This is a genomic window from Janthinobacterium sp. EB271-G4-3-2 (assembly GCF_020858035.1).
GTDB classification, from domain to species: Bacteria; Pseudomonadota; Gammaproteobacteria; order Burkholderiales; family Burkholderiaceae_D; genus Janthinobacterium; species Janthinobacterium aestuarii.
Map to the genome: position 1 here is coordinate 135792 of NZ_JACYMG010000001.1, position 25009 is coordinate 160800.

At 63.2% G+C, this 25009-nt stretch carries 20 protein-coding genes; 7 read left to right on the forward strand and 13 right to left on the reverse strand.

Translation table 11 applies throughout. The features are described from left to right. Window positions 1–20 precede the first annotated feature (20 nt). Both IGS55_RS00630 and trpS read right to left on the reverse strand, forming a co-directional pair. Entirely contained in the window at window positions 21–1610 is a 1590-nt protein-coding gene (locus tag IGS55_RS00630) for a pyridoxal-dependent decarboxylase (protein ID WP_230518647.1), read from the reverse strand. Between the two features lie 121 nt (window positions 1611–1731). Continuing rightward, on the reverse strand, window positions 1732–2808 hold the full coding sequence (gene trpS / locus IGS55_RS00635; RefSeq protein WP_230518646.1) for a tryptophan--tRNA ligase: 1077 nt from the start codon (window positions 2806–2808) through the stop codon (window positions 1732–1734). A gap of 317 nt (window positions 2809–3125) precedes the next feature. Between trpS and IGS55_RS00640 the strand changes: the two genes are divergently transcribed. Continuing rightward, window positions 3126–5078 carry a CocE/NonD family hydrolase gene (locus tag IGS55_RS00640; protein ID WP_230518645.1) on the forward strand — a complete coding sequence of 651 codons (1953 nt, stop codon included), beginning with the start codon at window positions 3126–3128 and terminating at the stop codon, window positions 5076–5078. Here IGS55_RS00640 and IGS55_RS00645 read toward each other — a convergent pair. The 4 genes from IGS55_RS00645 to IGS55_RS00660 all read right to left on the reverse strand — a co-directional run bounded on the left by IGS55_RS00645 (window position 5075) and on the right by IGS55_RS00660 (window position 8951). Further along, window positions 5075–5932: a DMT family transporter gene (locus tag IGS55_RS00645; protein ID WP_230518644.1), complete on the reverse strand. Its 858-nt coding sequence runs from the start codon at window positions 5930–5932 to the stop codon at window positions 5075–5077. The genes IGS55_RS00640 and IGS55_RS00645 overlap by 4 nt on opposite strands. Before the next feature lie 6 nt (window positions 5933–5938). Further along, window positions 5939–6760 (reverse strand): substrate-binding periplasmic protein, encoded by an 822-nt coding sequence (locus tag IGS55_RS00650; RefSeq protein ID WP_230518643.1) that lies wholly within the window; start codon window positions 6758–6760, stop codon window positions 5939–5941. Between the two features lie 100 nt (window positions 6761–6860). Continuing rightward, window positions 6861–8144, reverse strand: a complete 1284-nt coding sequence (locus tag IGS55_RS00655) for a TCR/Tet family MFS transporter (protein ID WP_230518642.1) — start codon at window positions 8142–8144, stop codon at window positions 6861–6863. 156 nt (window positions 8145–8300) lie between these two features. Further along, the gene (locus tag IGS55_RS00660) at window positions 8301–8951 is read right to left on the reverse strand and encodes an HD domain-containing protein (protein ID WP_230518641.1); all 651 of its coding nucleotides are present in this window, start codon (window positions 8949–8951) and stop codon (window positions 8301–8303) included. A 309-nt stretch (window positions 8952–9260) separates the two neighbouring features. Between IGS55_RS00660 and IGS55_RS00665 the strand changes: the two genes are divergently transcribed. The 4 genes from IGS55_RS00665 (at window position 9261) to IGS55_RS00680 (ending at window position 14010) form a co-directional block, all read left to right on the forward strand. Further along, complete coding sequence (locus IGS55_RS00665) at window positions 9261–9665, forward strand: energy transducer TonB (protein ID WP_230518640.1); 405 nt, start codon at window positions 9261–9263, stop codon at window positions 9663–9665. Between the two features lie 204 nt (window positions 9666–9869). After that, window positions 9870–10361 (forward strand): chemotaxis protein CheW, encoded by a 492-nt coding sequence (locus IGS55_RS00670; RefSeq protein WP_034752308.1) that lies wholly within the window; start codon window positions 9870–9872, stop codon window positions 10359–10361. 322 nt (window positions 10362–10683) lie between these two features. Beyond that, entirely contained in the window at window positions 10684–12291 is a 1608-nt protein-coding gene (locus tag IGS55_RS00675) for a methyl-accepting chemotaxis protein (RefSeq protein ID WP_230537123.1), read from the forward strand. Window positions 12292–12372: 81 nt separating this feature from the next. Then, the gene (locus tag IGS55_RS00680; RefSeq protein ID WP_230537125.1) at window positions 12373–14010 is read left to right on the forward strand and encodes a methyl-accepting chemotaxis protein; all 1638 of its coding nucleotides are present in this window, start codon (window positions 12373–12375) and stop codon (window positions 14008–14010) included. Window positions 14011–14063: 53 nt separating this feature from the next. On the opposite strand, the gene IGS55_RS00685 is transcribed toward IGS55_RS00680, so the two are convergent. The 6 genes from IGS55_RS00685 to IGS55_RS00710 all read right to left on the reverse strand — a co-directional run bounded on the left by IGS55_RS00685 (window position 14064) and on the right by IGS55_RS00710 (window position 20541). Then, window positions 14064–14576 (reverse strand): ribonuclease HI family protein, encoded by a 513-nt coding sequence (locus tag IGS55_RS00685; RefSeq protein WP_230518638.1) that lies wholly within the window; start codon window positions 14574–14576, stop codon window positions 14064–14066. Further along, window positions 14573–14914, reverse strand: a complete 342-nt coding sequence (locus tag IGS55_RS00690; protein ID WP_230518637.1) for a hypothetical protein — start codon at window positions 14912–14914, stop codon at window positions 14573–14575. The genes IGS55_RS00685 and IGS55_RS00690 overlap by 4 nt, the downstream gene beginning before the upstream one ends. Window positions 14915–14950: 36 nt before the next feature. After that, on the reverse strand, window positions 14951–17635 hold the full coding sequence (gene mgtA / locus IGS55_RS00695) for a magnesium-translocating P-type ATPase (protein WP_230518636.1): 2685 nt from the start codon (window positions 17633–17635) through the stop codon (window positions 14951–14953). Between the two features lie 380 nt (window positions 17636–18015). Further along, window positions 18016–18684 carry an Asp/Glu/hydantoin racemase gene (locus tag IGS55_RS00700; RefSeq protein WP_230518635.1) on the reverse strand — a complete coding sequence of 223 codons (669 nt, stop codon included), beginning with the start codon at window positions 18682–18684 and terminating at the stop codon, window positions 18016–18018. Then, complete coding sequence (locus IGS55_RS00705; protein WP_230518634.1) at window positions 18681–19298, reverse strand: TetR/AcrR family transcriptional regulator; 618 nt, start codon at window positions 19296–19298, stop codon at window positions 18681–18683. The genes IGS55_RS00700 and IGS55_RS00705 overlap by 4 nt, the downstream gene beginning before the upstream one ends. Before the next feature lie 25 nt (window positions 19299–19323). Further along, window positions 19324–20541, reverse strand: coding sequence for a Bcr/CflA family efflux MFS transporter (locus IGS55_RS00710; RefSeq protein WP_230518633.1), 1218 nt, complete (start codon window positions 20539–20541; stop codon window positions 19324–19326). 146 nt (window positions 20542–20687) lie between these two features. Here IGS55_RS00710 and IGS55_RS00715 point away from each other — a divergent pair, with 146 nt between their 5' ends. Next, window positions 20688–20855, forward strand: coding sequence for a hypothetical protein (locus IGS55_RS00715; RefSeq protein ID WP_230518632.1), 168 nt, complete (start codon window positions 20688–20690; stop codon window positions 20853–20855). A gap of 198 nt (window positions 20856–21053) precedes the next feature. Continuing rightward, a complete protein-coding gene (locus IGS55_RS00720) occupies window positions 21054–22022 on the forward strand; it encodes an IS1595 family transposase (protein WP_230537127.1) in 969 nt (322 codons plus the stop codon). A 71-nt stretch (window positions 22023–22093) separates the two neighbouring features. Here IGS55_RS00720 and gcvP read toward each other — a convergent pair whose 3' ends face one another. Next, window positions 22094–24994, reverse strand: coding sequence for an aminomethyl-transferring glycine dehydrogenase (gene gcvP, locus IGS55_RS00725; protein ID WP_230516608.1), 2901 nt, complete (start codon window positions 24992–24994; stop codon window positions 22094–22096). Between the last annotated feature and the right edge of the window lie 15 nt (window positions 24995–25009).

Consider the following 25009-nt stretch of genomic DNA (forward strand, 5'->3'; position numbering starts at 1 on the left):
ACTGATGGGTTGGTGCTTCCTTACAGGCCCAGTTCCGCCACCAGCGCCTGGCCGATGGCGCGCTGCTCGGCCAAGATGGCGCGCAAGTGGTGGGGGCGTGTCTTGACGTTGGTCATGACCACGCGCAGCACGTTGGTCGGGCCAGGGTAGCGCGTCGATTCGAGCACCGTGCGCGAGACAAAGCTGTGGCCCTGCGCTTTTTGCCGGTTTTGGAGCTTGGCGTTCAAGGTGTTCAGTTGCTTGTTCAGTTCGGTGGCAGCGTCCACCTGGCCGCCGGCCAGCAAGGCCACCATGCGCTGGCGCAAGTGCGCGGGCACGTAGCGGTAGGTGAGAATGAACGTGTCCGAGCGCGTGACCAGTTCGAAATCCTGCTGGTCGGCCAATAAATCCTGCAACTGGCCGGACAGAGTGGCCGCCTGCTGCAGCAAGGTCGTGTAGCCGGACACGCCCAGCACCTTGAACGAGGTCCACAGTTTCAAGGCATCGAAGCGGCGCGAGCCTTCCAGCGAAGTCTGGCCCAGGTCGCCCGAGTTGTCGCGCAGGATGTAGTTGGCGTTGTGCTTCAACAGGTTCAGGCTGGCGCCATCCTTGAACAGCACCATGCTTTGCGCCATCGGCACCCACAGCAATTTATGCCCGTCGATGACGACGGAGTCGGCCAGGGCAATCCCGTCGTACAGCGCGCGGTACTGTTCCGCGATCAAGAGCGCGCCGCCCCAGGCCGCATCCACGTGGAACCAGATGTTTTCCCGTGCCGCAATCGCCGCCATGGCGGCCAGCGGGTCGATGGCGCCCGTTTCCGTCGTGCCGGCGATGCCGATCATGGCGACGACCTTGATCTTGCGCAATTTCAAATCGGCAATTGTGTCTTCCAGCGCGGCGACGTCGATGCGGTTGTCGCGGTCGACGGCCACCAGCTGCAAGGCGTTTTCGCCGAGGCCCAGGGTTGCCAAGGCCTTTTTCACGGAGTAATGGCTGCGGGCCGAGCCGATCACGGCCAGCCCCGCGTAGCCTGATTCCTGCATGGCGGCAAACAGGCCCCGCTTGCGCGTGCCCGGCAATTGTTTTTCCAGCGCCACGGCCAGCGCCGTCAAGTTGCCCATGGTGCCGCCATTGACGACATTGCCCAGCGCGCCGCTGGTGGCGGCCATGGCCTGCGTGTAGACGGTGTCCGGCTGCTGGTAGACCTGGCGGTGCAGCCAGCCGAGGATCTGCTTTTCGATCAGGGTCGACACATATGCCGTCTCGATCTTGACCTGGTTCTGGTTCAGGGTGGCCGTAAACGTTTCGGCCAGCACGCTGATCCAGGGCAGGGCCTGCGTCATGTGGCCGATGTATTGCGGGTGGTTCAGCTGGGCCGTATTGGCCAGCACGGTGGTGTCGAGTTCTTGCAGGAAATCCGCCACGGGCATGCCGTGCGCGGGCAGGCAGGTGTCGGACAATTGCGTCAGCAGTTCCGCATACGGCGTGTGCGGATAGGGCGTGTCGCGTTCGGCGGCCAGCCAGCCGCCCAGCATGCCCAGCGCCTGCCGCAGGGGCGCGGGTGCCTGCTGCAGCGCATCGATGGAAAAATGCTGCTGCAGCAGCTGTTCGATAGGGGTATCGGTCATGGCGCGTTGTCTTCTCTACGGATTGCTGGTGCCACGGTGACACAAATGCATCGCGCCCAGGCGGAAGCGGGATTTTACCCGACTCCGCCTGAGCGCATCAGTTTGCTATTACTGTCTGTGATCAGAAGTAGTTGAGGCCCAGCGCCGACTTGACTTCATCGGCCGTGCGGGCCGCCACTTCGCGCGCCTTGAAGGTGCCTTCTTTCAGCATCTGGATGACTTGCCCTTTGTCCTTGGCGAACTCTTCGCGGCGGGCGCGGATCGGCGCCAGCATTTCCTGCAAGACCACGTCCAGGCGTTTCTTGACGATGCTGTCGCCCAGGCCGCCGCGCACGTAATGGGCTTTCATTTCGGCCAGCGCCGCTTTTTCCGGATCGAAGGCGTCCAGATACGTAAAGGCGATATTGCCTTCCAGGTGGCCCGGGTCTTCCACGCGCAAGTGCAGCGGGTCGGTATAGACTTTTTTCACGGCGGCCGTGATTTCGGCCGAGGTCGCGCCCAGGTTGATGGTATTGCCCAGCGACTTGCTCATCTTCGCCTTGCCGTCGATGCCGGGCAGGCGGCCGATGTCCGGTACCAGCGCCTTGCATTCCATCAGCACTTCGCGGTTGTACATGCGGTTGAAGCGGCGCACGATTTCATTCGTTTGCTCGATCATCGGGATCTGGTCTTCGCCCACGGGCACCACGCCCGCCTTGAAGGCCGTGATGTCGGCCGCCTGGCTGGCAGGGTAGGTCAAAAAGCCGGCTGGAATGTCGCGCTCGAAGCCGCGCAGGCGGATTTCTTCCTTGACGGTGGGGTTGCGCTCGAGGCGCGCCACGGTGACGATATTCAGATAGTAAAAGGTGAGCTCGGCCAGTTCCGGGATCTGCGACTGGATGAACACCGTGGTTTTCGTCGGGTCGATGCCGACGGCCAGGTAGTCGAGCGCCACTTCGACGACATTGCGGTGCACCTTGTCGATGTCTTCCATATTGTCCGTCAGCGCCTGCGCATCGGCCAGCATGATGAATTGCTTGTAGCTGTTCTGGTAGCGGACCCTGTCGCGCAGGCTGCCCACGTAGTGGCCCAGGTGCAAGGGACCGGTCGGGCGGTCGCCTGTCAGGATCACGGATTGCGAAGCGATGGCGGCAGCGGACAGCGGCGCGGCCGGTGCGTCGTTCTGGTCTTGGGTATCTGGGGTGTTAGGCAAGCTCATCAAGTTTCCTTTTGAGCCGCCTGCATCGGGGATGATCCAGGCTGAGCCTGTTACGCCACCGATCGAGGCGGCGTGGATCTAATTCACATCACTATACAGTGGCCGCGCGAAAGTGAGCGGGACCACCAATTCAAGCAGGCGTGTTGTGACGGGATAAATTTCATGGCGTTATGGTTGCAGTTCGGGCGCGTTCTGTCAAGTTTGCGGCCCGATTTATCTGCTGCGCCGCGTCAGAGGTCAGCCTACTGCGGAACTTGCTTTCCGGGTACTATTGCTATTCGGCCACTTTTGCGTGGCATGAATCATTGGAGAACAGTATGCGCGTGTCGTCCCCCGTCCGGCTCACCGGCCTGGCCTTTGTTATCAGTTCCCTGTTTGCTGCGCCCGTGCTGGCGCAAACGCCGAAAACGCCGCCCATGACACCCGATATCGGCGCCAAGCTGGTGATGCCCGACGTTAATGATTACGTCAAGCGCGTGGTGATGATCCCCATGCGCGACGGCGTCAAGCTGTACACGGTGATCGTCGTGCCGAAAGACGCCAAGAGAGCGCCGATCATGCTCACGCGCACGCCCTATAACGCTGCCCGCCGCGCCCAGCGCGCCACCAGCGCCAGCATGCTGGCCACCTTGCCGCAAGGCGACGATACCCTGGTGGAAAACGGCTACATCCGCGTATTCCAGGACGTGCGCGGCAAGCATGGCTCCGAAGGCGATTACGTGATGACGCGCCCCGTGCGCGGCCCGCTGAACAATACCAGGGTGGACAACGTCACCGATGCGTGGGACACCATCGATTGGTTGTCGAAGAATATTCCGGAAAGCAATGGCAAGGTGGGCATGCTCGGTTCCTCGTATGAAGGGCATACGGTGCTGATGGCGCTGGTCGACCCGCATCCGGCGTTGAAGGTGGCCATTCCCATGAGCGCCATGGTCGATGGCTGGCGCGGCGACGACTGGTTCCATAACGGCGCCTTCCGCATGCCCAGCTTGTCCTACCTGGCGTGGCAAACGAGCGTGCGCGGCAGCGGCGAGGCGCCCGTACTGGGCGCCTACGACGATTACGATGCGTATCTGCGCATCGGCTCGGCTGGCGACTTTGCAAAGAAATTCGGCATCGACAAGCTGACCTACACGAAAAAGCTGTTCGAGCACCCGGCCTACGACAGCTACTGGCAGGAACAGGCGCTCGACAAGATCCTCGCGAAGCGTCCGTTGATCGTGCCCACCATGCACGTGGTAGGACAGTGGGACCAGGAAGACATCTATGGCCCTTACGCCACCTATACGGCGATGGAAGGGCGCGACACGCGCAACAACCTCAATTACCTGGCCATCGGCCCGTGGCGCCACAGCGGCGTCAACTATGAAGGTTCCAGCCTGGGCGCACTGAAGTTTGACGGCGACACGGCGCGCCAGTTCCGTGAAAAAGTCATGCAGCCATTCCTCAATCAATACCTGAAGGATGGCGCGCCGGAAGCGAACACGGCACCCGTCGTGTCGTACCAGAGCGGCACGAACCAGTGGCAGCGCTTGCGGCAGTGGCCGCTGGCCTGCGAGACGTGCGACACGAAGCTGACGCCGATCTATCTGCAGGATGGCTACAAGCTGGGCTTTGCCGCATCACCGGCCGCAGCCGATGCAGCCAGCGGCGCGTTCGATGAATACGTGGCCGATCCGGCGAAACCCGTGCCGTTCGTGGCGCGTCCCGTGCGCCTCGCCGATGCCGACGTGTGGAAGCCATGGCTGGTCAGCGACCAGCGCGGCTATGCGGACCGCACGGACGTGCTCAGCTATGTCTCCGAACCGTTGAAGACAGCCGTGCGCATCGCCGGCGCACCGATGGTCAACCTGTTCGCCGCCACCAGCGGCACGGATGCCGACTGGGTGGTGAAGCTGCTCGACGTGTATCCGGACGAAGTGCCGTCGCAGCCGGCCATGGGCGGGTATCAATTGGGCGTGGCGATGGACATCTTCCGCGGGCGCTACCGCGACAGCCTCGAACACCCGACGGCCATTCCTGCGGGTAAGGTTGAGCGCTACCGTTTCGCCTTGCCGAACGCGAATCACGTCTTCCTGCCCGGCCACCGCATTGCCGTGCAAGTGCAGTCGAGCTGGTTCCCCCTGTACGACCGCAATCCGCAAACCTTCGTGCCGAACATCTTCCTGGCCCGGCCAGGCGATTATAAAAAAGCGACGCAGCGCGTGTACCATGCGGCAGGGGCTGCCAGCGCCATCGAGTTGCCGATCGCGCCGCTCGACGCCCGCTAGCCCATGCGCATGAGGATGGCGCCCGCCGCGATCAGGCCGATGGCCAGGTAGCGGCGGGGGTTGATTTTTTCGCGCAGGAACAGCGCAGCGATGGCGATGGCGAACAGGATCGACGTTTCGCGCAGGGCCGCGATGGCGGCCACGGGCGCCTGCGTCATGGCCCACAGGGCCAGGCCGTACGAAGCGAGCGTGCCGAAACCGCCGAAGGCGGCCAGGCGCCATTGCGTTTGCGCATAGGCGAGCAAGTCGGCAGGGCGGCGCAACGCCGTCCACAGCAGCAGTCCCGTTCCGTTCAAGACAAAAATCCACATCGTGTAGGAGGCCGGCGCGCCGGACAGGCGCACGCCGATGCCGTCGATCAGGGTATAGCTGGCGATGACGCAGGCGTTGCCCAGCGCAAAGGCCGTGGCGCGCCCCGTGTGTTTCGCGGTCCCAGGCGTGGCGGGTAATCGCGCGGCAACATACAGACCGAGAATGCCCGCGCAGATGCAGGCGACGGCGCTTATTTGCATGGGAGAAAGCCGCTCGCCGATCAGCGGCCAGCTGGCCAGCGCCACGATGAGCGGCGCGCTGCCGCGCATCAAGGGATAGGCATGGCTCATGTCGCCCGCCTTGTAGGCGGCCGCCAGCAGAGAATAGTAGGCTAGCTGTGCCACGGCCGAGGCGGCCAGCCAGGGCCAGCTGGCGGGCGCGGGACTATTGACGAAGGGCAGCACGGCCAGCGAAATCAGGGCCGCGCCCACGGAGACGAGCACGGTGCTGAGAAAGGTATCCTTGCCCGACTTGACGATGGCGTTCCAGCTGGCATGCAGCAAGGCGGCAAACAGGACGACGGCGACGACCAGACCGGACATGTGGCTTTAGCGGGGACGTATGCTCAGCGACAGCAATTCCTGGCGGTGGTGGCGCTGGAAGCCTTCCATCAGGGTGCCCGAGCGGCCCGCCTTGTCCAGCAATTCGCGCAAGGCGGCCTGGTCTTCCGCCGTCAGCGACTTGCGCGACAGGTAGACGCCGCTCATGCCCCACGGCAATTCCGGCAGCGCTTCCAGGCGCAGGCGGTCGGCCAGGCCATACACGCGCGCATCGTTTTGCGCCACGCCGGCGAGGATGGTGGGGGCCATGATAGTGGCATCGATGAAGCCGCTTTGCATCAGGCGCGCGACGGAGAGCGCGTCGACTTCGTAGAACAGCCGTCCTTGGCTGCTCAGTTCCTTCGCCAGCGCCTGGTACGGTGCGCCATAGTCATAGCCGCGCACGAGCGCCACGCGCAATTCGCGCCGCTCAATCAGTTCCTGCATGGTGTTGATGGGCGCGCGCGCGCCTTGCAGCGAGATCAGCAGGGGACGGCTGCCCAGCATGGGGATGAACAGGCCATGCTGGTCGCGCCGCGGCGTGCTGCTGGCCGGAATCAGCAAGTCGGCCTTGCCCGCCTCGAACATCGCTTCCAGGCGCGCGCGGGGCACGGCCGTGAAGATGAAATTGCAGCCGAGCTTGGCGCCCATGCCGCGCAGCAAGTCGGGATAGATGCCGCTGATCGTGGCGCCATTGACCACCACGCTAGCGCCGACCGCCGAGACGGGCACCTGGATGTCGCGCGAGCATTGCGCGCCCGCCAGCGTCGGCAACGCCAGCGCCAGTATGGCAATGCTTCGGCGCCAGGCGCTGGAATAAAAGTCAGTCATACCCATCCTTGCTTGCCAACGAATGCCGGACGTCGGTAACGCCCCGCTGAGTATCCCATTCTCGCCTATTTATTTCTCAAATGCAATATTACGCCGTCGACTACTTTGTGGTGGAAACCGCAAGTCTGGCCAGGCGCTGCGCCTGGAAGTAACGCCAAGCCACCACGATGCCCAGGGTTTGCATGATGGCGCACAGGTAGAAAGTGCTGCCGATGCGCCAGTCCTGCGGCGGCAAATGGCTCACTTCGCCGAGGATCATGCTGCCGAGCAAAGGCATGAGGATGATGCCCAGGCTGCTGATCGATTGCAGGGAGCCCATCAATTCTCCCTGTTCGCCGGCATTCGATGACTTCGAGATGATGCCTTGCAGGGCCGGGCCGGCGGCAAAGGCCAGCAGGTTGCACAGGATCAGCGCATACATCATCCAGCCCTGCGTCGCCAGCCCGTACAGCAAATAGGTGAGGGCGCCCGAGGCCATGCCCAGCAGGGATAAACGCACTTCGCCAAAGCGCTTGATCAGTATGCCCAGCAAGCCCGCCTGCACGACGGCCGCGCACAGGCCCACGCAGAACAGGGCGATGCCGTTCTGGCGCGGCGTCCAGTCGAAGCGGAAGTGCGTGTACAGCACCCACGTGGTGTTGAGCATCATTTGCGCAAACGTCATCAGGCCGAAGGCCAGCACCAGGCCGCGAATTTCCACGCGGCGCACCAGTTTCAGCAGGGCGGCAAACGGATTGATGCGCGCCAGGGTAAACGGTGCGCGCGGACCCGGCCGCAGCGATTCGGGCACGCAGAAATAGCCGTAGATGAAATTGGCCGCCGACAGGCCCGCCGCCACGTAAAACGGCAGGCGCAGATCGATTTCGCCCAGCAGGCCGCCCAGCATGGGGCCGCAAATGAAGCCCAGGCCGAAGGCGGCGCCAATCTTGCCGAAGCTCTTGGCCCGGTTGTCGGGCGTGGAAACGTCGGAGGCGTAGGCGGACGCGACCGACATGCTGGCTGACGAGACGCCGCCGATGACCCTGCCGATGAACAGGCAGGCCAGGTTCGGCGCCCAGCCTATGGCGAGAAAATTGATGCCCATGCCGGCCATCGAATACAGCAGCACGGGACGGCGTCCCACGCGGTCGCTGATGGCGCCCAGCATGGGCATGAAAATGAATTGCAGCAAGCCGAAGAGGGCCGCCATGATGCCGTACCAGAATGCCTGGGCATCCTTGCCGTCGACAAAGTTGCCGATCAGGATGGGCAGGACGGGCACCACCAGGCCGATGCCCAGCATATCGATGAAGACGCAGACGAGGATGAAATTGAGATTGCCGGCGCGCGCGGGCGCGGCGGGCGAGGACGGGGAATGACTGTCGGGGCTGGTTTTATCTGACATGCATGCTTTCGGCGCGCACCCCGCGCCGCCGTGCGGCTAGCGGGGTTCAATTGTTGGCGTTGCGCCGGCGCATTGCAGGTTTCTGCTGGCGCGCGGCGCGATAGCTGAGGCTTGCATTATAGATAGCATGCGCGCTGCTGGCTATCGCCACCAGGCTTATGCGCTCATTCCCCACTCGTCCGCAAAGGCGGCGCGGAAATCCGTCAGCACGGCCAGCCGCTGTTCGGCCAGCGCGCGGCCCGCCGCCGTCTGCATCTTGCCGGGCAGCTTGTCGAGCTTGGTGACGATATGGTCGAGCGCGTAGGCCTTGTCGTCGAGCGGGCGATGCGCGGCCAGCGGATCCGTGCCATGCGCGAGCGCGCTATCCATGCGCGCGGCCGTATAGAACAGGCGCGCCAGTCCCACGGCGCCCAGCGCGTCGATGCGGTCGGCATCCTGCACGATCTGCGCTTCGATCGTGTGCGGCGGCAGGTTGGCGGAAAAACTGTGCGTCTCGATGGCGTGGGCCACGCCGGCCAATTTTTCTGCCGGGAAATCCAGTTTCGCCAGCTGGCGGCAAGCCAGCGCGGCCGCCTGGCGCGAGGCCAGATGGCGCTCGGGATGGTTTTTCGGCAAGTTGACCAGGTCGTGCAGGTAGCACGCTGCCATCACGGTGAGGGCGTCGGCCTGCGCATATTCTTCCAGCAGGACGCTGGCATTGCGCCAGACGCGGTGCAGATGGTTGATGTCGTGAGCGCTGTCATCGCCCAGACCGGTCGTGGCCAGCGCCAGCAGGCGTGGCTGCCATTGAGAAAGCAAGGAATGCATGGTTCAAAGTCGTAAAAAGCAGGGGCCGCCAGTGTGGCATAAAACGCGTCTACGCAGGCATTCATTGCTTTAAAGTACTTGCTTTTTTGTTTACTCCTGAGCAGAATGCGCGCCTTGCTGTTTTATTGCCTATCAGATATTTTCAAAAATAATTAGTCCACCTTGCAAAGGATACCCATGCGCCGCCATTGGCTGATATTCGGTTTGTTAGTTGCCTGCGGTCACACAGCCGCCCGGGCCCAGGAAGCTCCCCGCTATACCTTGACGGAGGATATGGCGCAAACGGGCACTGTCATTAAACACAAGGGTGTGAAAGCCGCTATTCCCTTGAATTACAGCTATGCGCAACTGAGTGATGAGCAGAAGCTTGCCGTACGGGACCAGTACGAGGGCATGCCCGCGACGGACGAGCCTCCCTATCCGCTCAAGGGGCTGGCACCGTTCTTGCGCGAGGTATATGCGGCGCAGCGCATCTTGCAAGTGCGGGGCAAGCTGGTGCTGGCGGTGCAGGTGAACAGCAAGGGGGAAGGCAAGGAAGTGTCCATCTTCGAGTCGCCGGACGACAAGATGGCGAACTTTGCCGCCGCTGCCGCCATCAAGCAGCGCTACAAGCCGGGTGTGTGCGGAGGCGTGCCATGCACCATGGATTTTGTGTACACGGTGACGTTCAACCTGCCGTCGAACGAGGCAGGCGGGGAGAACGCGGCACAATAAGGGCTGGCGTGCGGGCGTGATGCTTTTGCGACAAAGTCAGGTAATCGCTATCCAGCGGAAAGAACGATGCTCTTTTTTAGTGCACCGAAAATTTACATGCGGTAACATTGCTGTATTGCAATTTCAGTGCATTATTTAATAAATTCCATATGGGCGTCCAAGGCCGGTGACAGGCGCGCCCTGCGACATTTCTAAAGGATCATCATGAACACCAATTCCAGCGATACTGGCGCAACCGTTGCCAAGGCTGCCGAATACCTGGCCTTTACCCTGGGCCAGGAAGAATATGGCATCGACATCCAGAAAGTCAGCGAAATCCGCAGCTATGAAACGCCGACCCGTATCGCCAACGCCCCCGAGTTCGTCAAGGGCGTGGTCAATCTGCGCGGCATCATCGTGCCGATCGTCGACATGCGCATCAAGTTCAACCTGGGCACGCCCAGTTATGATCAGTTCACCGTCGTCATCATCCTCAACATCGGCAACCGCGTCGTCGGCATGGTCGTCGACCGCGTCTCCGATGTCACCACCCTGATGCCGGAACAGATCAAGCCGGCGCCGGACATGGGCCGTTCGATCAACACGGAATACGTGATCGGCCTTGGGACCATTGACGAGCGCATGCTGATACTGGTTGATATCGACCAGCTGATGTCCAGCGCCGACATGGGCCTCATCGAAAAATTGGCAGCCTAGGCCGCCAGGAAAAGTCCAGGACGGCGTTGCATTGCCTCGCCGTACATTCGTACTGTCTTCGGCAACGCGCCTTGCCCTGAACATTTCCTGACACCCTAGTGTTGAGAGGGTTTTTTAGAAACAATTGACCCCAAGCATTGTTTGCTTTTTCTGCAGGGCGCACCCTAGCGCCTTTCCTGGCGCACGGTTCAATCGAACCGTGCGCCAGTTTCACTTTGGTTTCACTTTTCATGCCCGCTTTGATACCGCAGCCACTCAGCGCTCCAAACGGATGCCGCCAGCCATTCGGCGCGTTGGCATCAGGGCTTTTTAGGATAGTCACATGAATGTATTACGCAACGTCAGCATCGGTGTCCGCCTCGGACTCGGTTTTGCCGGGATTTTGCTGTTTTCCATGCTCATTACGGGCATCAGCGTCTGGCGCCTGCACGACGTGGCCAGCGCCACGCGCGTCATGATGGAGCAGCCGCTGGCCAAGGAGCGCTATATTTCCGACTGGTATGGCCGCATCGACAGCGCCGTGCGCCGCACCATCGCCATTGCCCGCAGCAGCGATACTTCGCTCAGCGGCTATTTCGCCGAAGAATCGAAAGTCTCGTCGTCCAGCTCGGCCGAACTGCAAAAGAAGATCGAGGCACTGATCGATTTGCCCGCCGAAAAAGCCATGTTCGCGGGCTTGCTGGAACAGCGCAAGGTGTACATCAGTTCGCGCGACCAGGTCTACAAGCTGAAGGGCGAAGCGCAGGTCGACGCCGCCAATGAAGTGTTTGAAAAGACCTTCGTGCCGGCCGCCGCCAAGTACCAGAAGATGGTGCTGGACTTGCTGGAACACCAGCGCGCCAGCATCGACAAGACGGCGCGCGAGATCGACGCCGTCGCCACTACCAGCCGCAACTTGCTGCTGACCCTGGCCGTGCTGGCGCTGGGCTTTGGCGTCGTGTGCGCCTGGTTGTTGACGATGGGCATCGTGCGCCCCCTGCGCACGGCCGTGGAGATTGCCCGCAAGGTGGCCGATGGCGACTTGACGGCGCAAATCGACGCCAGCGCCAAGGATGAAACTGGGCAATTGCTGCAAGCGTTGAAGGACATGAACACGAGCCTGCTCAACATCGTCAGCGAAGTGCGTACGGGCACGGACAGCATCGCGACCTCGTCGACGCAAATCGCCGCCGGCAACCAGGACCTGTCTTCCCGCACGGAAGAGCAGGCAGGTTCCCTGGAAGAAACGGCGTCGTCGATGGAAGAGCTGACCAGCACCGTGAAACAGAATGCGGACAATGCGCGCCAGGCGAACCAGTTGGCGGCTTCGGCGGCGCAAGTGGCCGTCAAGGGCGGCGAAGTCGTGGCGCAGGTGGTGGGGACGATGGAATCGATCAATGCCTCGTCGAACAAGATCGTCGACATTATCAGTGTCATCGATGGCATCGCTTTCCAGACGAATATTCTGGCCTTGAACGCGGCCGTGGAAGCGGCACGCGCGGGCGAGCAGGGCCGCGGCTTTGCCGTCGTCGCGTCGGAAGTGCGCAACCTGGCGCAGCGCTCGGCGTCGGCGGCGAAAGAGATCAAGACCCTGATCGGCGCCTCCGTGGAGCAAGTCAATGCGGGCAGCATGCTGGTGGCGCAAGCCGGTTCGACCATGAACGACATCGTCGACAGCGTGCAGCGCGTGAGCGACATCATCACGGAAATCACGGCCGCCAGCAGCGAGCAAAGCGTGGGCATCGACGAGATCAACCGGGCCATCGGCCAGATGGATGCCGTCACGCAGCAAAATGCGGCGCTGGTGGAAGAGTCGGCCGCCGCCGCCGAATCGATGCAGCACCAGGCGCACAACCTGGCGCACGTGGTGAGCGTCTTTAAACTCAATGGCCAGCAGGCGCTGAAACGCCCGGCAGCGCCGCAAACCGCCTTGCGCATCGGCACACGCTGATGTGGCCGCGGCTGTCCCGTGCAGCCGCTTTCTGCTGTTCCCCTTTTATATAGTCTGGTTCCGCTTTTTTAGGATATTCACATGAATTTGTTAAGAAACGTCAGTATTGGTGTGCGCCTCGGCCTGGGTTTTGCCGTGATCTTGCTGTTTTCCATGCTCATCACGGGCATCAGCGTGTGGCGCTTGCATGATGTGGCCACGGCCACGCGTTCCATGATGGAATTGCCGCTGACGAAGGAACGCTATATTTCCGACTGGTACGCGAAAATCGACAGCGGCGTGCGCCGCACCACGGCCATCGCGCGCAGCAGCGACACGAGCTTGGGCGCGTATTTTGCGGAAGAGGCCAAGCAATCGTCGGTAGTCTCGGGCGAATTGCAAAAGAAGATCGAAGCCTTGATTTCCAGCCCGGAAGAAAAGGAACTGTTCCGCCTGGTGAGCGAACAGCGCAAGGTCTACCTCGATTCGCGCGCGCAAGTGTCGAAGCTGAAGGCGGATGGGCAGGAAGCGGAAGCGGAGCAAGCTTTCAGTGGGATCTTCGTGCCCGGTTCGACGAAATACCTGAAAGTGGTCAACGACATGCTGCAGCACCAGCGCGCCAGCATCGACAAGACGGCGCGCGAGATCGACGAGGTCGCCAAGACGAGCCGCAACTTGCTGCTGACCCTGGCCGTGCTGGCGCTGGGCTTTGGCGTCGTGTGCGCCTGGTTGTTGACGATGGGCATCGTGCGCCCCCTGCGCACGGCCGTGGAGATTGCCCGCAAGGTGGCCGCTGGCGACTTGACGGCGCAGATCGACGCCAGCGCCAAGGATGAAACCGGGCAATTGCTGCAAGCGTTGAAGGACATGAACACGAGCCTGCTCAACATCGTCAGCGAAGTGCGTACGGGCACGGACAGCATCGCGACGTCGTCGACGCAAATCGCCGCCGGCAACCAGGACCTGTCTTCCCGCACGGAAGAGCAGGCAGGTTCCTTGGAAGAAACGGCGTCGTCGATGGAAGAGCTGACCAGCACCGTGAAACAGAATGCGGACAATGCGCGCCAGGCGAACCAGTTGGCGGCGTCGGCGGCGCAAGTGGCCGTCAAGGGCGGCGAAGTCGTGGCGCAGGTGGTGGGCACGATGGAATCGATCAATGCCTCGTCGAACAAGATCGTCGACATCATTTCCGTCATCGACGGCATCGCTTTCCAGACGAATATTCTGGCCTTGAACGCGGCCGTGGAAGCGGCGCGCGCCGGCGAGCAGGGCCGCGGCTTTGCCGTCGTGGCGTCGGAAGTGCGCAACCTGGCGCAGCGCTCGGCGTCGGCGGCGAAAGAGATCAAGACCCTGATCGGCGCCTCCGTGGAGCAAGTCAATGCGGGCAGCATGCTGGTGGCGCAAGCCGGTTCGACCATGAACGACATCGTCGACAGCGTGCAGCGCGTGAGCGACATCATCACGGAAATCACGGCCGCCAGCAGCGAGCAAAGCGTGGGCATCGACGAGATCAACCGGGCCATCGGCCAGATGGATGCCGTCACGCAGCAAAATGCGGCGCTGGTGGAAGAGTCGGCGGCCGCCGCCGAATCGATGCAGCACCAGGCGCACAACCTGGCGCAAGTCGTCAGCGTCTTTAAACTCAATGGCCAGCAGGCCAGTGTCAGCGGCTTGAAGGGTGCCAAGCGCCCGGCAGCCAAGGCGCCGCAAGAAGCATTGCGGATCGGCCGCGCCGCTTAAGTTGCTTACCCAGTAACGGCTGGGGTCGTACCCTGAGGATACGACCCCGGTATTTAAGCCTCTGGGGTGAAGCTTGCGATCGCCAGCTGCGACAGCCGGTCCGCCTCGCCATTCCTGTGGCGCGGCAGCCAGCGCAAGCTGACCTCATTGAATTGTTCCAGCAAGGCCACCACGGTGGCCCTCTGCGTTTCCAGTCCCTTGGCGCCGGCCGGCGTCGTTCCCAGCACGTCATTGATCACCACCTGGCTGTCGCCGAACAGCAGCAGTTGCACGGGCGGCGGGCGCACCTTGAGTGCCGCTTGCAGCACGGCCGTCAGGGCCGCATATTCCGCGTCGCTGCTGCTGCCATGGCCGGCCGACTCGCTCACTTCGATGCGCTCGCCATTCGGCCCCAGCAGCAGTGCGCCTATGCCCAGTTTGCCCGGATTCGGGTGGGCGGAACCGTCGAACCAGCCGCGCCAGGCCAGCGGGCCGCCGTGGTCCTGGCGGCTGAGCGCCAGCTGGGCGCGGCGCGCCTGCATCCTGGCTTCCTTGCGTGCTTTGCGCGCCTGCGCCTCCACCGTCATGGCTTGATCAGGAAGGTGTCGATGAGACTGCCTACCCAGCACGCCACCAGCACACCAACGGCCACCGTCATGGCGGGCCCGTCATTAGCGGACAGCGCATCGACTTTTTCCACGATCAGCTGCACGTCGAGGGGCAAGGCGCCGCTGTCGATCTGTGCCATTACCTGGTCCAAACGTGCCATGATCTGGCGCACTACGAGCACGAGCGCGACCAGGGCCGGCACGAGGAAGAGACAGCCGCGCGCCTTGCGTTGCAAGACAAAATGCCCGCTGCCGGGGAAGACGAGGGCCGACAGCAGCAGGGCGAGATGACGTTTGGAAAGGGAGGAGCCGCTCATGCGTGCCTTTTGTAGGAGAAAGAGCGGCCCATCATACTATTGCCAGCCGAATTTGCGCAGATACACGCGCTTCATGAACGTTGTCAGCACCGTGTAGCAGACGAGGATGCCCAGTAGCCATGGGAAATATTCCAATGGCAAGGCTTGCAGCTTGAAGTAGCTCGCCAGCGGTCCCATCGGCAGGAACACGCCCACGGCCATGATGGCGGTGGTGGCAACCAGCAGGGGGACGGAAGCGATGCTGTCGATGAACGGCAGCTTGGGCGTGCGGATCAGGTGCACGATCAGGGTTTGCGTCAAGAGGCCCACGACGAACCAGCCGGACTGGAACAGCGTTTGCTGCTCGGGCGTATTCGCGCCAAACACATGCCACATCAGGATAAACGTGCTGATGTCGAAGATTGAGCTGATGGGCCCGAAGAAGACCATGAAGCGGCCGATATCGCGCGGGTTCCAAGTCAAAGGCTGCTGGATCAGTTCGGCATCGACATTGTCGAAGGGGATGGCGATCTGCGACACGTCATACAGCAAGTTTTGCACCAGCAAGTGCAGCGGCAGCATGGGCAAAAACGGTAAAAAGGCGCTGGCCACCAGCACGGAAAACACATTGCCGAAGTTCGAGCTGGCCGTCATGCGGATGTACTTGAGCATGTTGCTGAAGGTGCGCCGGCCTTCCAGCACGCCTTCTTCCAGCACCATCAGGCTTTTTTCCAGCAGGATGATGTCGGCCGCTTCCTTGGCGATATCGACGGCCGAATCGACGGAAATGCCGATGTCGGCCGCGCGCAGGGCGGGCGCGTCGTTGATGCCGTCGCCCATGAAGCCGACGATATGGCCATTGCCGCGCAGGGCGCGCACGAGGCGCTCCTTGTGCAGGGGGCTGAGCTTGGCAAACACGGTATTGTCTTCGGCCGCGCGGGCCAAAGTGGCGTCGTCCATGTCGTCGAGCTGCGGGCCTTGCAGCACGCCATGCACGGCCAGGCCCACTTCGCGGCAAATCTTCGCCGTCACGAGGTGGTTGTCGCCCGTCAAGACTTTCACGGTCACGCCGTGTTCCGCCAGCGCGCGCAGGGCGGGCGCCGTCGATTCCTTTGGCGGGTCCAGAAATGCCACATAGCCGATCAGGGTCAGCGCCGTTTCATCGGCCACGCCATACACGGTTTTGTGCGGCGGCACTTCCTTGACGGCCACTGCCACGACGCGCAAGCCTTCCGCATTGAGGCCATGCGTGGTTTCCAGCACCTTGTCCAGCAGGGCAGGATCGAGCGGAATGCTCACGCCACCGAGGCGCAGATGGCTGCAGGCGGCAAGGATTTCCTCGACGGCGCCCTTGCAGATCAGTTCATGGTGGTCGTCGCGTTCGGAGACGACGACGGACATGCGGCGGCGCACGAAATCGAACGGGATTTCATCGACCTTGACGTAATCGCGCGCCAGCTGCATTTCCGTCTGCAATTCCACATGGTCGAGCACGGCGCGGTCGAGCAGGTTTTTCAGGCCCGTCTGGTAGTGGCTGTTCAGGTAGGCGAATTGCAGCACCTCATCGGAAGGCTGGCCGAACACGTCCGTGTGGCGCTCGAGCACGATCTTGTCTTGCGTCAAGGTGCCCGTCTTGTCCGTGCACAGCACGTCCATGGCGCCGAAGTTCTGGATCGCATCGAGGCGCTTCACGACGACTTTCTTTTTCGACAGTTTCACGGCGCCCTTGGCCAGGGTGCTGGTGACGATCATGGGCAGCATTTCCGGCGTCAGGCCCACGGCCACGGACAGGGCGAACAAAAACGCTTCCATCCAGTCGCCCTTGGTCCAGCCATTGATGAGGAACACGAGCGGCGCCATCACGAGCGCGAAGCGGATCAAGAGCCAGCTGACGCTGTTGACGCCCGCTTCAAACGCCGTCGGCGTGCGCTCGGTGGCCGTCACTCTCGTGGCGATGGTGCCGAAATAGGTGCGGTTGCCGGTCGCCAAGACCAGCGCCGTGGCCGCGCCCGAGATCACGTTCGTGCCCATGAACAGCAAGTTGGCCAGGTCCATCGGGTCGCGGCCCGCGCTGTCGGCCAGATCGGCCATCTTTTCCACGGGCAAGGATTCGCCCGTCATGGCGGCCTGGCTGACGAACAGGTCTTTGGCGGACAGCAAACGGCAATCCGCGGGGATCATGTCGCCGGCCGACAGCACGATGATGTCGCCCTGCACCAGCTGGCGGATCGGCAGCTCGCTTTGCTGACCATTGCGCAGCACGGTGGCCGTATTGCTGACCATGGCTTTCAGGCGCTCGGCGGCGCGGTTCGAGCGGCCTTCCTGCACGAAGCGCAGCAGGGTCGATAAAATCACCATGGTGCCGATGACGATGGTCGCCTTCGGGTCTTCCGTCAGGTAGGACACGACGGCCAGCACGGTGAGCAGCAGGTTGAACGGATTCTTGTAGCACAGCCACAAGTGCTGGTACCAGGCCAGCGGTTTTTCATGTTCGACCTCGTTCGGTCCCGTTTGTGCGCCGATGACTTGCGCCTCGGCATCGCGCAAGCCTTCCAGGCGCGTGTGCAGGCGGTTCAGGGCGCTGTCCAGGTCTTCATGGGCGGCGGCCAGCAGCTGGCGCGCCAGGTGGTCGGGCACGGGGCGGGCCGTGCTGTTTTCCAGCGGCATGGCGCGGCGGCGGAAATGGCCGGCCGTATGGCGCTTGCGCAGGAACGATTCGAATAAGCGGGTGAAGAGATTCATGGCTCTTCCTTTCACGGCGAGGTGTTGACGGGCGGCGCAGCCGCAGGCAAGACTTGCGTGCCGCCAACGCGCATGACAAAGCATGACGCTGGCGGGCAATCCGGGTCAGTAGCCGGTCTCGATCGGAAAGAGGGGGGAGAGGCGCGCAGCCGGACTGGCCGCGCGAGACACCGCACCTTGCTCAGCAAGGCACGGAGGAAAGGGAATTCCGCGTTGCTTGCTGTTTAGCTGCCGAGGCAATCGCCGATACAAGATCGGCTACTGTCACTAGAACAAGTACCCACGTGGGACTCCGTAAATGAATAATGAGGGCATCTTATGGATGGGCTGCCAGGGTGTCAACTGAAGAAATCTTAGGTTTCCAAAGTGTAATGTTGACGTCAAGGTGCCTGCAATTGCGCGAGCGCCCGCGTGACACCGAGCGATGGACTCGACAGTACCGGCACGCCCAGTTCCTGCAGTGCCGGTGCCGCCGGCGCCATCGACGCCTGTGCCAGCACGATCACATCGGTTGCCGGTGCGGTTGCCAGTGTGGCTGTTATGCAGCCGGCGACGGCGCCGATGTATGCTGCGTGATGACCCGCCTGGAAGTGCGTCCACGCGCCTTCGGCCAGCAGCGACTGCAGTTGGATAGGCCTGTCCAGCGCGGCAGCCGATTCCTGCAACAGGCGCGTGGTGGGCGCCAGCGTGCTGGCCAGGGCCGCCACGACCAGGATGCGCGGGCCTGCCAGCACGGCGGCATCGGCCATGGCGCGGTCGATGCGCATGGCGGTGTAGCGTCCGCCGGTCGGCGTGCGTTCGGCGGCGGCTCCGATGGTGGAGCACGTGCAGACCACGACTGCCGCCCCGTTGGCAGCTGCAGCCGCCATGGCGGCTTGGATGCGCCGTTCCAGCGCGGCCTCGTCGGCGCCGGCTTGCTGCGCCGCCGCCAGCAACGCTTCATCTACATGGTGTTCGGCGACCATGCCTGGCGCCTGCGTGTCGAGAAGGCGTGCGAAGCTGGCCACATGCACGGGAGACGTGTGCAGGAAGGAAATGAAGGATGTCATGAGGAAGGCGTAGCCGTTTGCGCCATTGCCAGCGAATCGGACAGGATGTGCCACAGCGCTGCATGGCGCTGCTGCAGCGCGGCGCCGCCTGCATAGATCAGTTCCACGTGCAGGCTGTCGACGATGCCCAGGTAGGCTTGCGCATACAGCTCGATGCGCTGCGGCGCCAGGGCGGGCGCCATGCGGCCCAGGCTGGTCACGTAATGCTGCTGCAATTGCGCCAGCAAGGCTTCGTAGCCCGTGCCGACTTCGATGCGCAAGGGCGCGGGTGGCAAATACGCCGTGCGCAGCAAAAAGCGCAGGTGGGCGGAATCGGCGTAGCGCTGCGCCATGCGGTCGCAGTACAGGGCGCCGGCCAGCTGGCCGCCGGGCGCCGTCAGCGCCGCCTCGTCGGCGAAGCAGGCGTCCATGAACGCTTGCTCTTCGGCCAGGGCGTCGGCAAAGACGTCGAGAAACAGGGCATCCTTGCCAGCGAAGTGCGAATACAGCGAAGCCTTGCGCATGCCCGCCTGCCCGGCGATGTCGCTCAGCGACGAGGCGTCGTAGCCGTGTTCGGAAAAATGGACGACGGCGACGGCGCAGATGTTATCGGCCGAGGCCGAGCGTTTCTTCATATGAGGGTAGTGGTTGAGTGAAGCGTCAGTGCGCTCCCAGACCGGTGGCGTGTGCCGGATGGACGCGCGCAGTGGCCAGGGTCAGCCATGATACCAGCAGGCCAGCCGCGGTCAAGAACAGCAGCCAGGGCAATGGCCCCCATTCGGACAGGCTGGCCGCCAGCGGCGTGGCCAGCGACGACAAGGTCATCTGGATGGCGCCCAGCAGGGCGGCCGTGGAGCCGAGCGCACGCTGTTGCGAACCCATGGCCATGGCCATCAGGGCCGCTTCCGCGATGCCCAGGCCAAACAGGGCCATGAACATGCCCGGCACGACGGCGGCGATGCCTGCTCCCGCCCAGGCGCCGAGCAGGGCCAGTGCCGCGCCGCCCAGCATGGCGCAAGCACCCGCCACGCTCAGGCGCGCCACGCCGTGCTTTTCCACCATCCGGCCGCTGGCCATGGCCCCCAGCAGCACGGCCACGCCCGTCGCGCCGAACACGAGGCCGAAACTGCTGGCGGACAGGCCGAAATCGCGCTGGTACACGAGCGACGCGCCGCCGATATACGCGAACAGGAAAAAGAAAGTGGCGGACAGGGCCAGCGCGGGCAGCAGGAAGGCGCGGTCCAGCGCGATGCGCGCATACGTGCGGTGCAGGCCGCGTGGCGAAACGCGGCGCGCAGGCGGCAAGGTTTCCGGCAGGAACAGCGCGCTGTTGAGCAGGGTCAAGGCGCCCAGCGCGGCCAGCGCCAGCATCACGGCGCGCCAGCCGTGGTGCGCGTCGAGCAAACCACCGACGGCGGGCGCCAGCACGGGCGCCAGGCCCACGATGGTCATCAACAGGGCAAACAGCTGCGCCGCCTTGACCCCATCGGCCACGTCGCGCACCATGCTCATCACCACGACCAGGGTCAGCGCCGCGCCCAGGCCCTGCAAGGTGCGCGCCAGCAGCAGGGTGCTCAATTGATCCGCCTGCGACGCCCACACGGCCGCCACGATGTAGACGGCGATACCGGCCAAGAGCGGACGGCGCCGGCCCAGCATGTCGGTGAGCGGCCCGCACAGCAGTTGCCCGCCGCCCAGGGCCAGCAGGAAGACCGTCAGGCTCAGCTGCACGTTCGCATACGAGGTGTGCAGCTCGCGCGCCATGGCCGGCATCGAGGCCAGGTACATGTCGATGCCTGCCGGACCAAGCACGGCCACGAGAGCCAGGGAAGCCGCCAGCCCGAGACCGGCGGCGGGAACAGTGGTTTGCTGCTGCATTGCGATTCCTTTTATCGTCAAAAAAAACGGGGCGTGGACGCCGCCGTGTTTTTTATTGTACACTTACTGCCTACCGGTAGGTAGCTTGTTCAATCAATGAAAAGGGTGAGAGCGATGAAAGAAGCGGCAATGGCGGGAGAACTGGCATGACGGAAGTGGGAATCTCGCTCAGCGGCGTGGCCGTGGCGCTGCTGTTTGCCGCCTGGAGTTCGCACCGCGCCCGCTGCGAGCGGCGCGATGTCGTGTGTTTGGCGGTACTGGGTGCGGTGCTGGGGCTGCCGGGCGCGGCCTTGCTGGCGTTGCCGATCGCATAAGTCGGATTAGCGGAGCGTAATCCGACGTCACCATATACGCCAACCATGTTGTCGGATTACGGCCCTTCGGGCCCCGGCGGCCCCACCTAATCCGACCTACGATAAAAAAAGGCTCTGTCATCGGCAAATAGGGGAAATGCCGGAATCTTCCCTTGGCCGTGCTGTCTGACTCTGCATACTTACCTACAGGAGCAAATCATGCGGCGAGCCGAATGGATCACCTTGATTGCGCAGTTTGCGCAGTTGAACCGACGCCAGCGGCAGGCAGGCATTGCCCTGCTGCGTGGCAACGCGCCACACGACGCGACCGTCGCGCTGCTGGAAAGTGTGGCGCAGCCGCGATTGGTCTGTCCCGCCTGCCACTCGCCTCACCTGCACCGGCATGGCCATGCGCACGGCTTACAGCGCTACCGCTGCGTGCCCTGCGGGCGCACCTTCAATGCGCTCACCGGCACGCCGCTGGCGCGCTTGCGCCATAAATCGCTGTGGCTCGATTACGCCGATTGTCTGCTGGCATCGGATTCCGTGCGCAAGGCGGCGTTACAGCTGGGCGTACACCGCAACACCACGTTTCGCTGGCGCCACCGGTTTTTATCGCTGGCCAAGACGGACCGGCCGCATGGCCTGCATGGCATTGCCGAAGCGGACGAACTGTATGTACTGGAATCGGAAAAGGGAGCGCGGCAGATGACGCGTCCGCCCCGCCGCCGGGGCGGCCATGCCCATAAACGCGGCATATCGAACGAACAGGTCTGCATCCTGGTGGCGCGCGATCGCACGGGACAGACCCTCGATTTCGTCACAGGAAAAGGAGCGCTGACCAAGGCGCAGCTGCACCATTGTTTGTTGCCCTTCATCGACAAGGATGTCTTGCTGGTCACCGATGGTCATGCCGCCTACCGCGCCTTCGCCAGTGAAGCGGGGATCAGCCACCAAGCCGTCAACTTGCGTGCCGGCATCCGCGTGCGGGGCGCCGCCCACGTGCAGAACGTCAACGCCTATCACAGCCGCTTGCGGGATTGGCTACGGCCGTTTCATGGCGTGGCTACGCGCTACCTGCCGAACTACCTGGGATGGCGCTGGATACTCGACGCCAGGCGCATCCGCTCACCGGAAACATTATTGAAAGCAACTTTAGGCGCATTCCCACACCTGACGGTGACATAGCTTAAAAAAAAGCAGGCCGCGCGGCCTGCCTTTCTATCGCTGGCACGCCCGCCTAAGCGGGCGCGTGGCGCTTACTCTTCTTCGTACGAACTGATCGGTGCGCAGCCGCAGAACAGGTTGCGGTCGCCGTACACGTTGTCGGCGCGGCCGACCGGTGGCCAGTATTTGCGCTGGCGCAGGGAAGCGACAGGATAGGCCGCGATTTCACGGCTGTACTTGCGCTCCCAGCTGTCCGACATCAAGACTTGCGCCGTGTGCGGCGCGTTTTTCAAGGGGTTGTCGTCGTGGTCGAATTCACCGCTGGCGACCTTGGCGATTTCCGCGCGGATGGCGATCATGGCGTCGATGAAGCGGTCGATCTCCACTTTCGATTCGCTTTCCGTCGGCTCGATCATCAGGGTGCCCGGCACGGGGAAGCTCATGGTCGGCGCATGGAAACCGAAGTCCATCAGGCGCTTGGCCACGTCTTCGTTGCTGATGCCGGTGGCGTCCGTGATCGGGCGCAGGTCCAGGATGCACTCGTGCGCGACCAGGCCGTCGTGGCCCGAGTACAGCACGGGGTAGTGCGGCGCCAGGCGGCGCGCGATGTAGTTCGCCGCCAGGATCGCCGTCTCGGTCGCCGCCGTCAAGCCTTCCGCGCCCATCATGGCGATGTACATCCACGAAATCGGCAGGATGCTGGCCGAGCCGAATGGCGCGGCGCTGACGGCGCCGATGCCGGCGGCATCGCGCTGGTAGCCCGACGAACGCTGGTTCGGCAGGAACTTCGCCAGGTGGGCGCCGACACCGATCGGGCCGACGCCTGGTCCGCCACCGCCGTGCGGGATGCAGAAGGTCTTGTGCAGGTTCAGGTGCGACACGTCGCCGCCGAACGAGCCGGGAGCGGCCACGCCGACCAGCGCGTTCATGTTGGCGCCGTCGATGTAGACCTGGCCGCCGTGCGAGTGGATGATCTCGCACAGTTCCTGGATGCCTTCTTCAAACACGCCGTGGGTCGATGGGTAGGTGACCATCACGCAAGCCAGGTTGGCGCTGTGCTTTTCCGCTTTCGCTTTCAGGTCGGCCAGGTCCACGTTGCCGTTGGCGTCGCAGCTGGTGACGACGACCTGCATGCCGACCATGTTGGCCGATGCGGGGTTGGTGCCGTGCGCCGACGATGGAATCAGACAGATGTTGCGGTGGCCTTCGCCGCGCGATTCGTGGTAGGCCTTGATCACCAGCAGGCCCGCGTATTCGCCCTGCGAGCCGGCGTTCGGCTGCAGCGAGACTGCCGCGTAGCCCGTCAGCGCGCACAGCATTTCTTCCAGCTGCGCGATCATTTCGCGGTAGCCCACCGTTTGCGCGTCCGGCGCGAACGGGTGGATGTTCGAGAACTCTGGCCAGGTGACGGGAATCATTTCGCTCGTCGCGTTCAGCTTCATGGTGCACGAACCGAGCGGGATCATGGTGCGGTCCAGCGCCAGGTCCTTGTCGGCCAGGCTGCGCAGGTAGCGCAGCATTTCGTGTTCCGAATGGTAGCTGTTGAAGACCGGGTGGGTCAGGTAGGCGCTTTCGCGCGCCAAGTTGGCCGGCAGCGCGCTGGTCACAGTTGCTTCAACGGCGTCCAGGTCCGGGGCGGCAGGCGCGTTGGCCAGGCCGTGCGCGAACACCTTCCACAGCAGCGCGATATCGTCGCGCGTGGTGGTTTCGTCGAGCGACACGCCGACATGGGTGTTGTCGATCTTGCGCAGGTTGACGCCGTGGTGCATGGCCGTCGCGTGCAGCTGCGCCGCATCGGCGACGTTGATGGTCAGGGTGTCGAAGTAGCTCGCGTTGACGACGCCATAGCCGAGGGTCTTCAGGTTGGCGGCCAGCACGCCCGTGTAACGGTGCACGCGCTGGGCGATCTGCAGCAGGCCCGCAGGGCCATGGTAGACCGCGTACATCGAGGCCATCACGGCCAGCAGCACTTGCGCCGTGCAGATGTTGGACGTCGCTTTTTCGCGGCGGATATGCTGTTCGCGCGTTTGCAGGGCCAGACGATAGGCCTTGTTGCCTTGCGCATCGACGGTCACGCCCACCAGGCGGCCCGACATATTGCGCTTGAATTCATCGCGCGTGGACAGATAGCCCGCGTGCGGGCCGCCGAAACCGAGCGGCACGCCGAAGCGCTGGCTGTTGCCGACGACGACGTCGGCGCCCCATTCGCCCGGTGGCGTGAGCATGGTCAGGGCCAGCAGGTCGGCCGCGACGATGACCATGGCGCCATTCGCGTGCAGTTTTTCCACGCCGGCGCGGTAGTCGCGCACGACACCGTTCACGCCAGGGTATTGCAGCAGCACGCCGAAGCAGGCGTCCAGCGACTCGATTTCAGCCGGGTCGAACGTACGTACTTCGATGCCGATCGGCTGGGCGCGCGTTTGCACCACTTCCAGGGTTTGCGGCAGCACGTCGTTGGCGACGTACAGCACGTTCGACTTCGACTTGCCCACGCGCTGGATCAGGGTCATCGCTTCGGCGGCGGCCGTGCCTTCGTCCAGCATCGAGGCGTTCGAGATGCCCATGCCGGTCAGGTCCGTGATCACTTGCTGGAAGTTCAAAATCGCTTCCAGGCGGCCTTGCGAAATCTCTGGCTGGTAAGGCGTGTACGCCGTGTACCAGGCCGGGTTTTCAAAGATGTTGCGCAACACGACGCCAGGCGTAAACGTGTTGTAGTAGCCCTGGCCGATCAGGGATTTCAGTACCTGGTTCTTGCCGGCGATGGCTTTCAGGCGCGACAGGGCTTCCTGTTCCGGCATCGGCTGCGAGTACGCACCCAGGGGCAGGGCGCCCTTGTTGCGGATGTTGGCTGGTACCAGCGCATCGATCAGCGCGGCGCGCGATGGATAGCCGAGGGTCGCCAGCATGGCTTGCTGTTCGGTGGCGGAAGGGCCGATGTGGCGGGCGATGAAGGCATCGCGTGCTTCGAGTTGGGTCAGGCTGGTGCGGGTCATGATATAGAGGCCAAA

Bases quoted from the DNA above. Each gene is read 5' to 3' on its own strand.
- mgtA (WP_230518636.1), bottom strand. From the start codon at position 17,635: ATGAATCTCTTCACCCGCTTATTCGAATCGTTCCTGCGCAAGCGCCAT.
- gcvP (WP_230516608.1), bottom strand. From the start codon at position 24,994: ATGACCCGCACCAGCCTGACCCAACTCGAAGCACGCGATGCCTTCATC.
- IGS55_RS00705 (WP_230518634.1), bottom strand. From the start codon at position 19,298: ATGAAGAAACGCTCGGCCTCGGCCGATAACATCTGCGCCGTCGCCGTC.
- trpS (WP_230518646.1), bottom strand. From the start codon at position 2,808: ATGAGCTTGCCTAACACCCCAGATACCCAAGACCAGAACGACGCACCG.
- IGS55_RS00710 (WP_230518633.1), bottom strand. From the start codon at position 20,541: ATGCAGCAGCAAACCACTGTTCCCGCCGCCGGTCTCGGGCTGGCGGCT.
- IGS55_RS00690 (WP_230518637.1), bottom strand. From the start codon at position 14,914: ATGAGCGGCTCCTCCCTTTCCAAACGTCATCTCGCCCTGCTGCTGTCG.
- IGS55_RS00680 (WP_230537125.1), top strand. From the start codon at position 12,373: ATGAATTTGTTAAGAAACGTCAGTATTGGTGTGCGCCTCGGCCTGGGT.
- IGS55_RS00640 (WP_230518645.1), top strand. From the start codon at position 3,126: ATGCGCGTGTCGTCCCCCGTCCGGCTCACCGGCCTGGCCTTTGTTATC.
- IGS55_RS00675 (WP_230537123.1), top strand. From the start codon at position 10,684: ATGAATGTATTACGCAACGTCAGCATCGGTGTCCGCCTCGGACTCGGT.
- IGS55_RS00655 (WP_230518642.1), bottom strand. From the start codon at position 8,144: ATGTCAGATAAAACCAGCCCCGACAGTCATTCCCCGTCCTCGCCCGCC.
- IGS55_RS00715 (WP_230518632.1), top strand. From the start codon at position 20,688: ATGACGGAAGTGGGAATCTCGCTCAGCGGCGTGGCCGTGGCGCTGCTG.
- IGS55_RS00645 (WP_230518644.1), bottom strand. From the start codon at position 5,932: ATGTCCGGTCTGGTCGTCGCCGTCGTCCTGTTTGCCGCCTTGCTGCAT.
- IGS55_RS00630 (WP_230518647.1), bottom strand. From the start codon at position 1,610: ATGACCGATACCCCTATCGAACAGCTGCTGCAGCAGCATTTTTCCATC.
- IGS55_RS00685 (WP_230518638.1), bottom strand. From the start codon at position 14,576: ATGACGGTGGAGGCGCAGGCGCGCAAAGCACGCAAGGAAGCCAGGATG.
- IGS55_RS00720 (WP_230537127.1), top strand. From the start codon at position 21,054: ATGCGGCGAGCCGAATGGATCACCTTGATTGCGCAGTTTGCGCAGTTG.
- IGS55_RS00700 (WP_230518635.1), bottom strand. From the start codon at position 18,684: ATGACATCCTTCATTTCCTTCCTGCACACGTCTCCCGTGCATGTGGCC.
- IGS55_RS00670 (WP_034752308.1), top strand. From the start codon at position 9,870: ATGAACACCAATTCCAGCGATACTGGCGCAACCGTTGCCAAGGCTGCC.
- IGS55_RS00650 (WP_230518643.1), bottom strand. From the start codon at position 6,760: ATGACTGACTTTTATTCCAGCGCCTGGCGCCGAAGCATTGCCATACTG.
- IGS55_RS00660 (WP_230518641.1), bottom strand. From the start codon at position 8,951: ATGCATTCCTTGCTTTCTCAATGGCAGCCACGCCTGCTGGCGCTGGCC.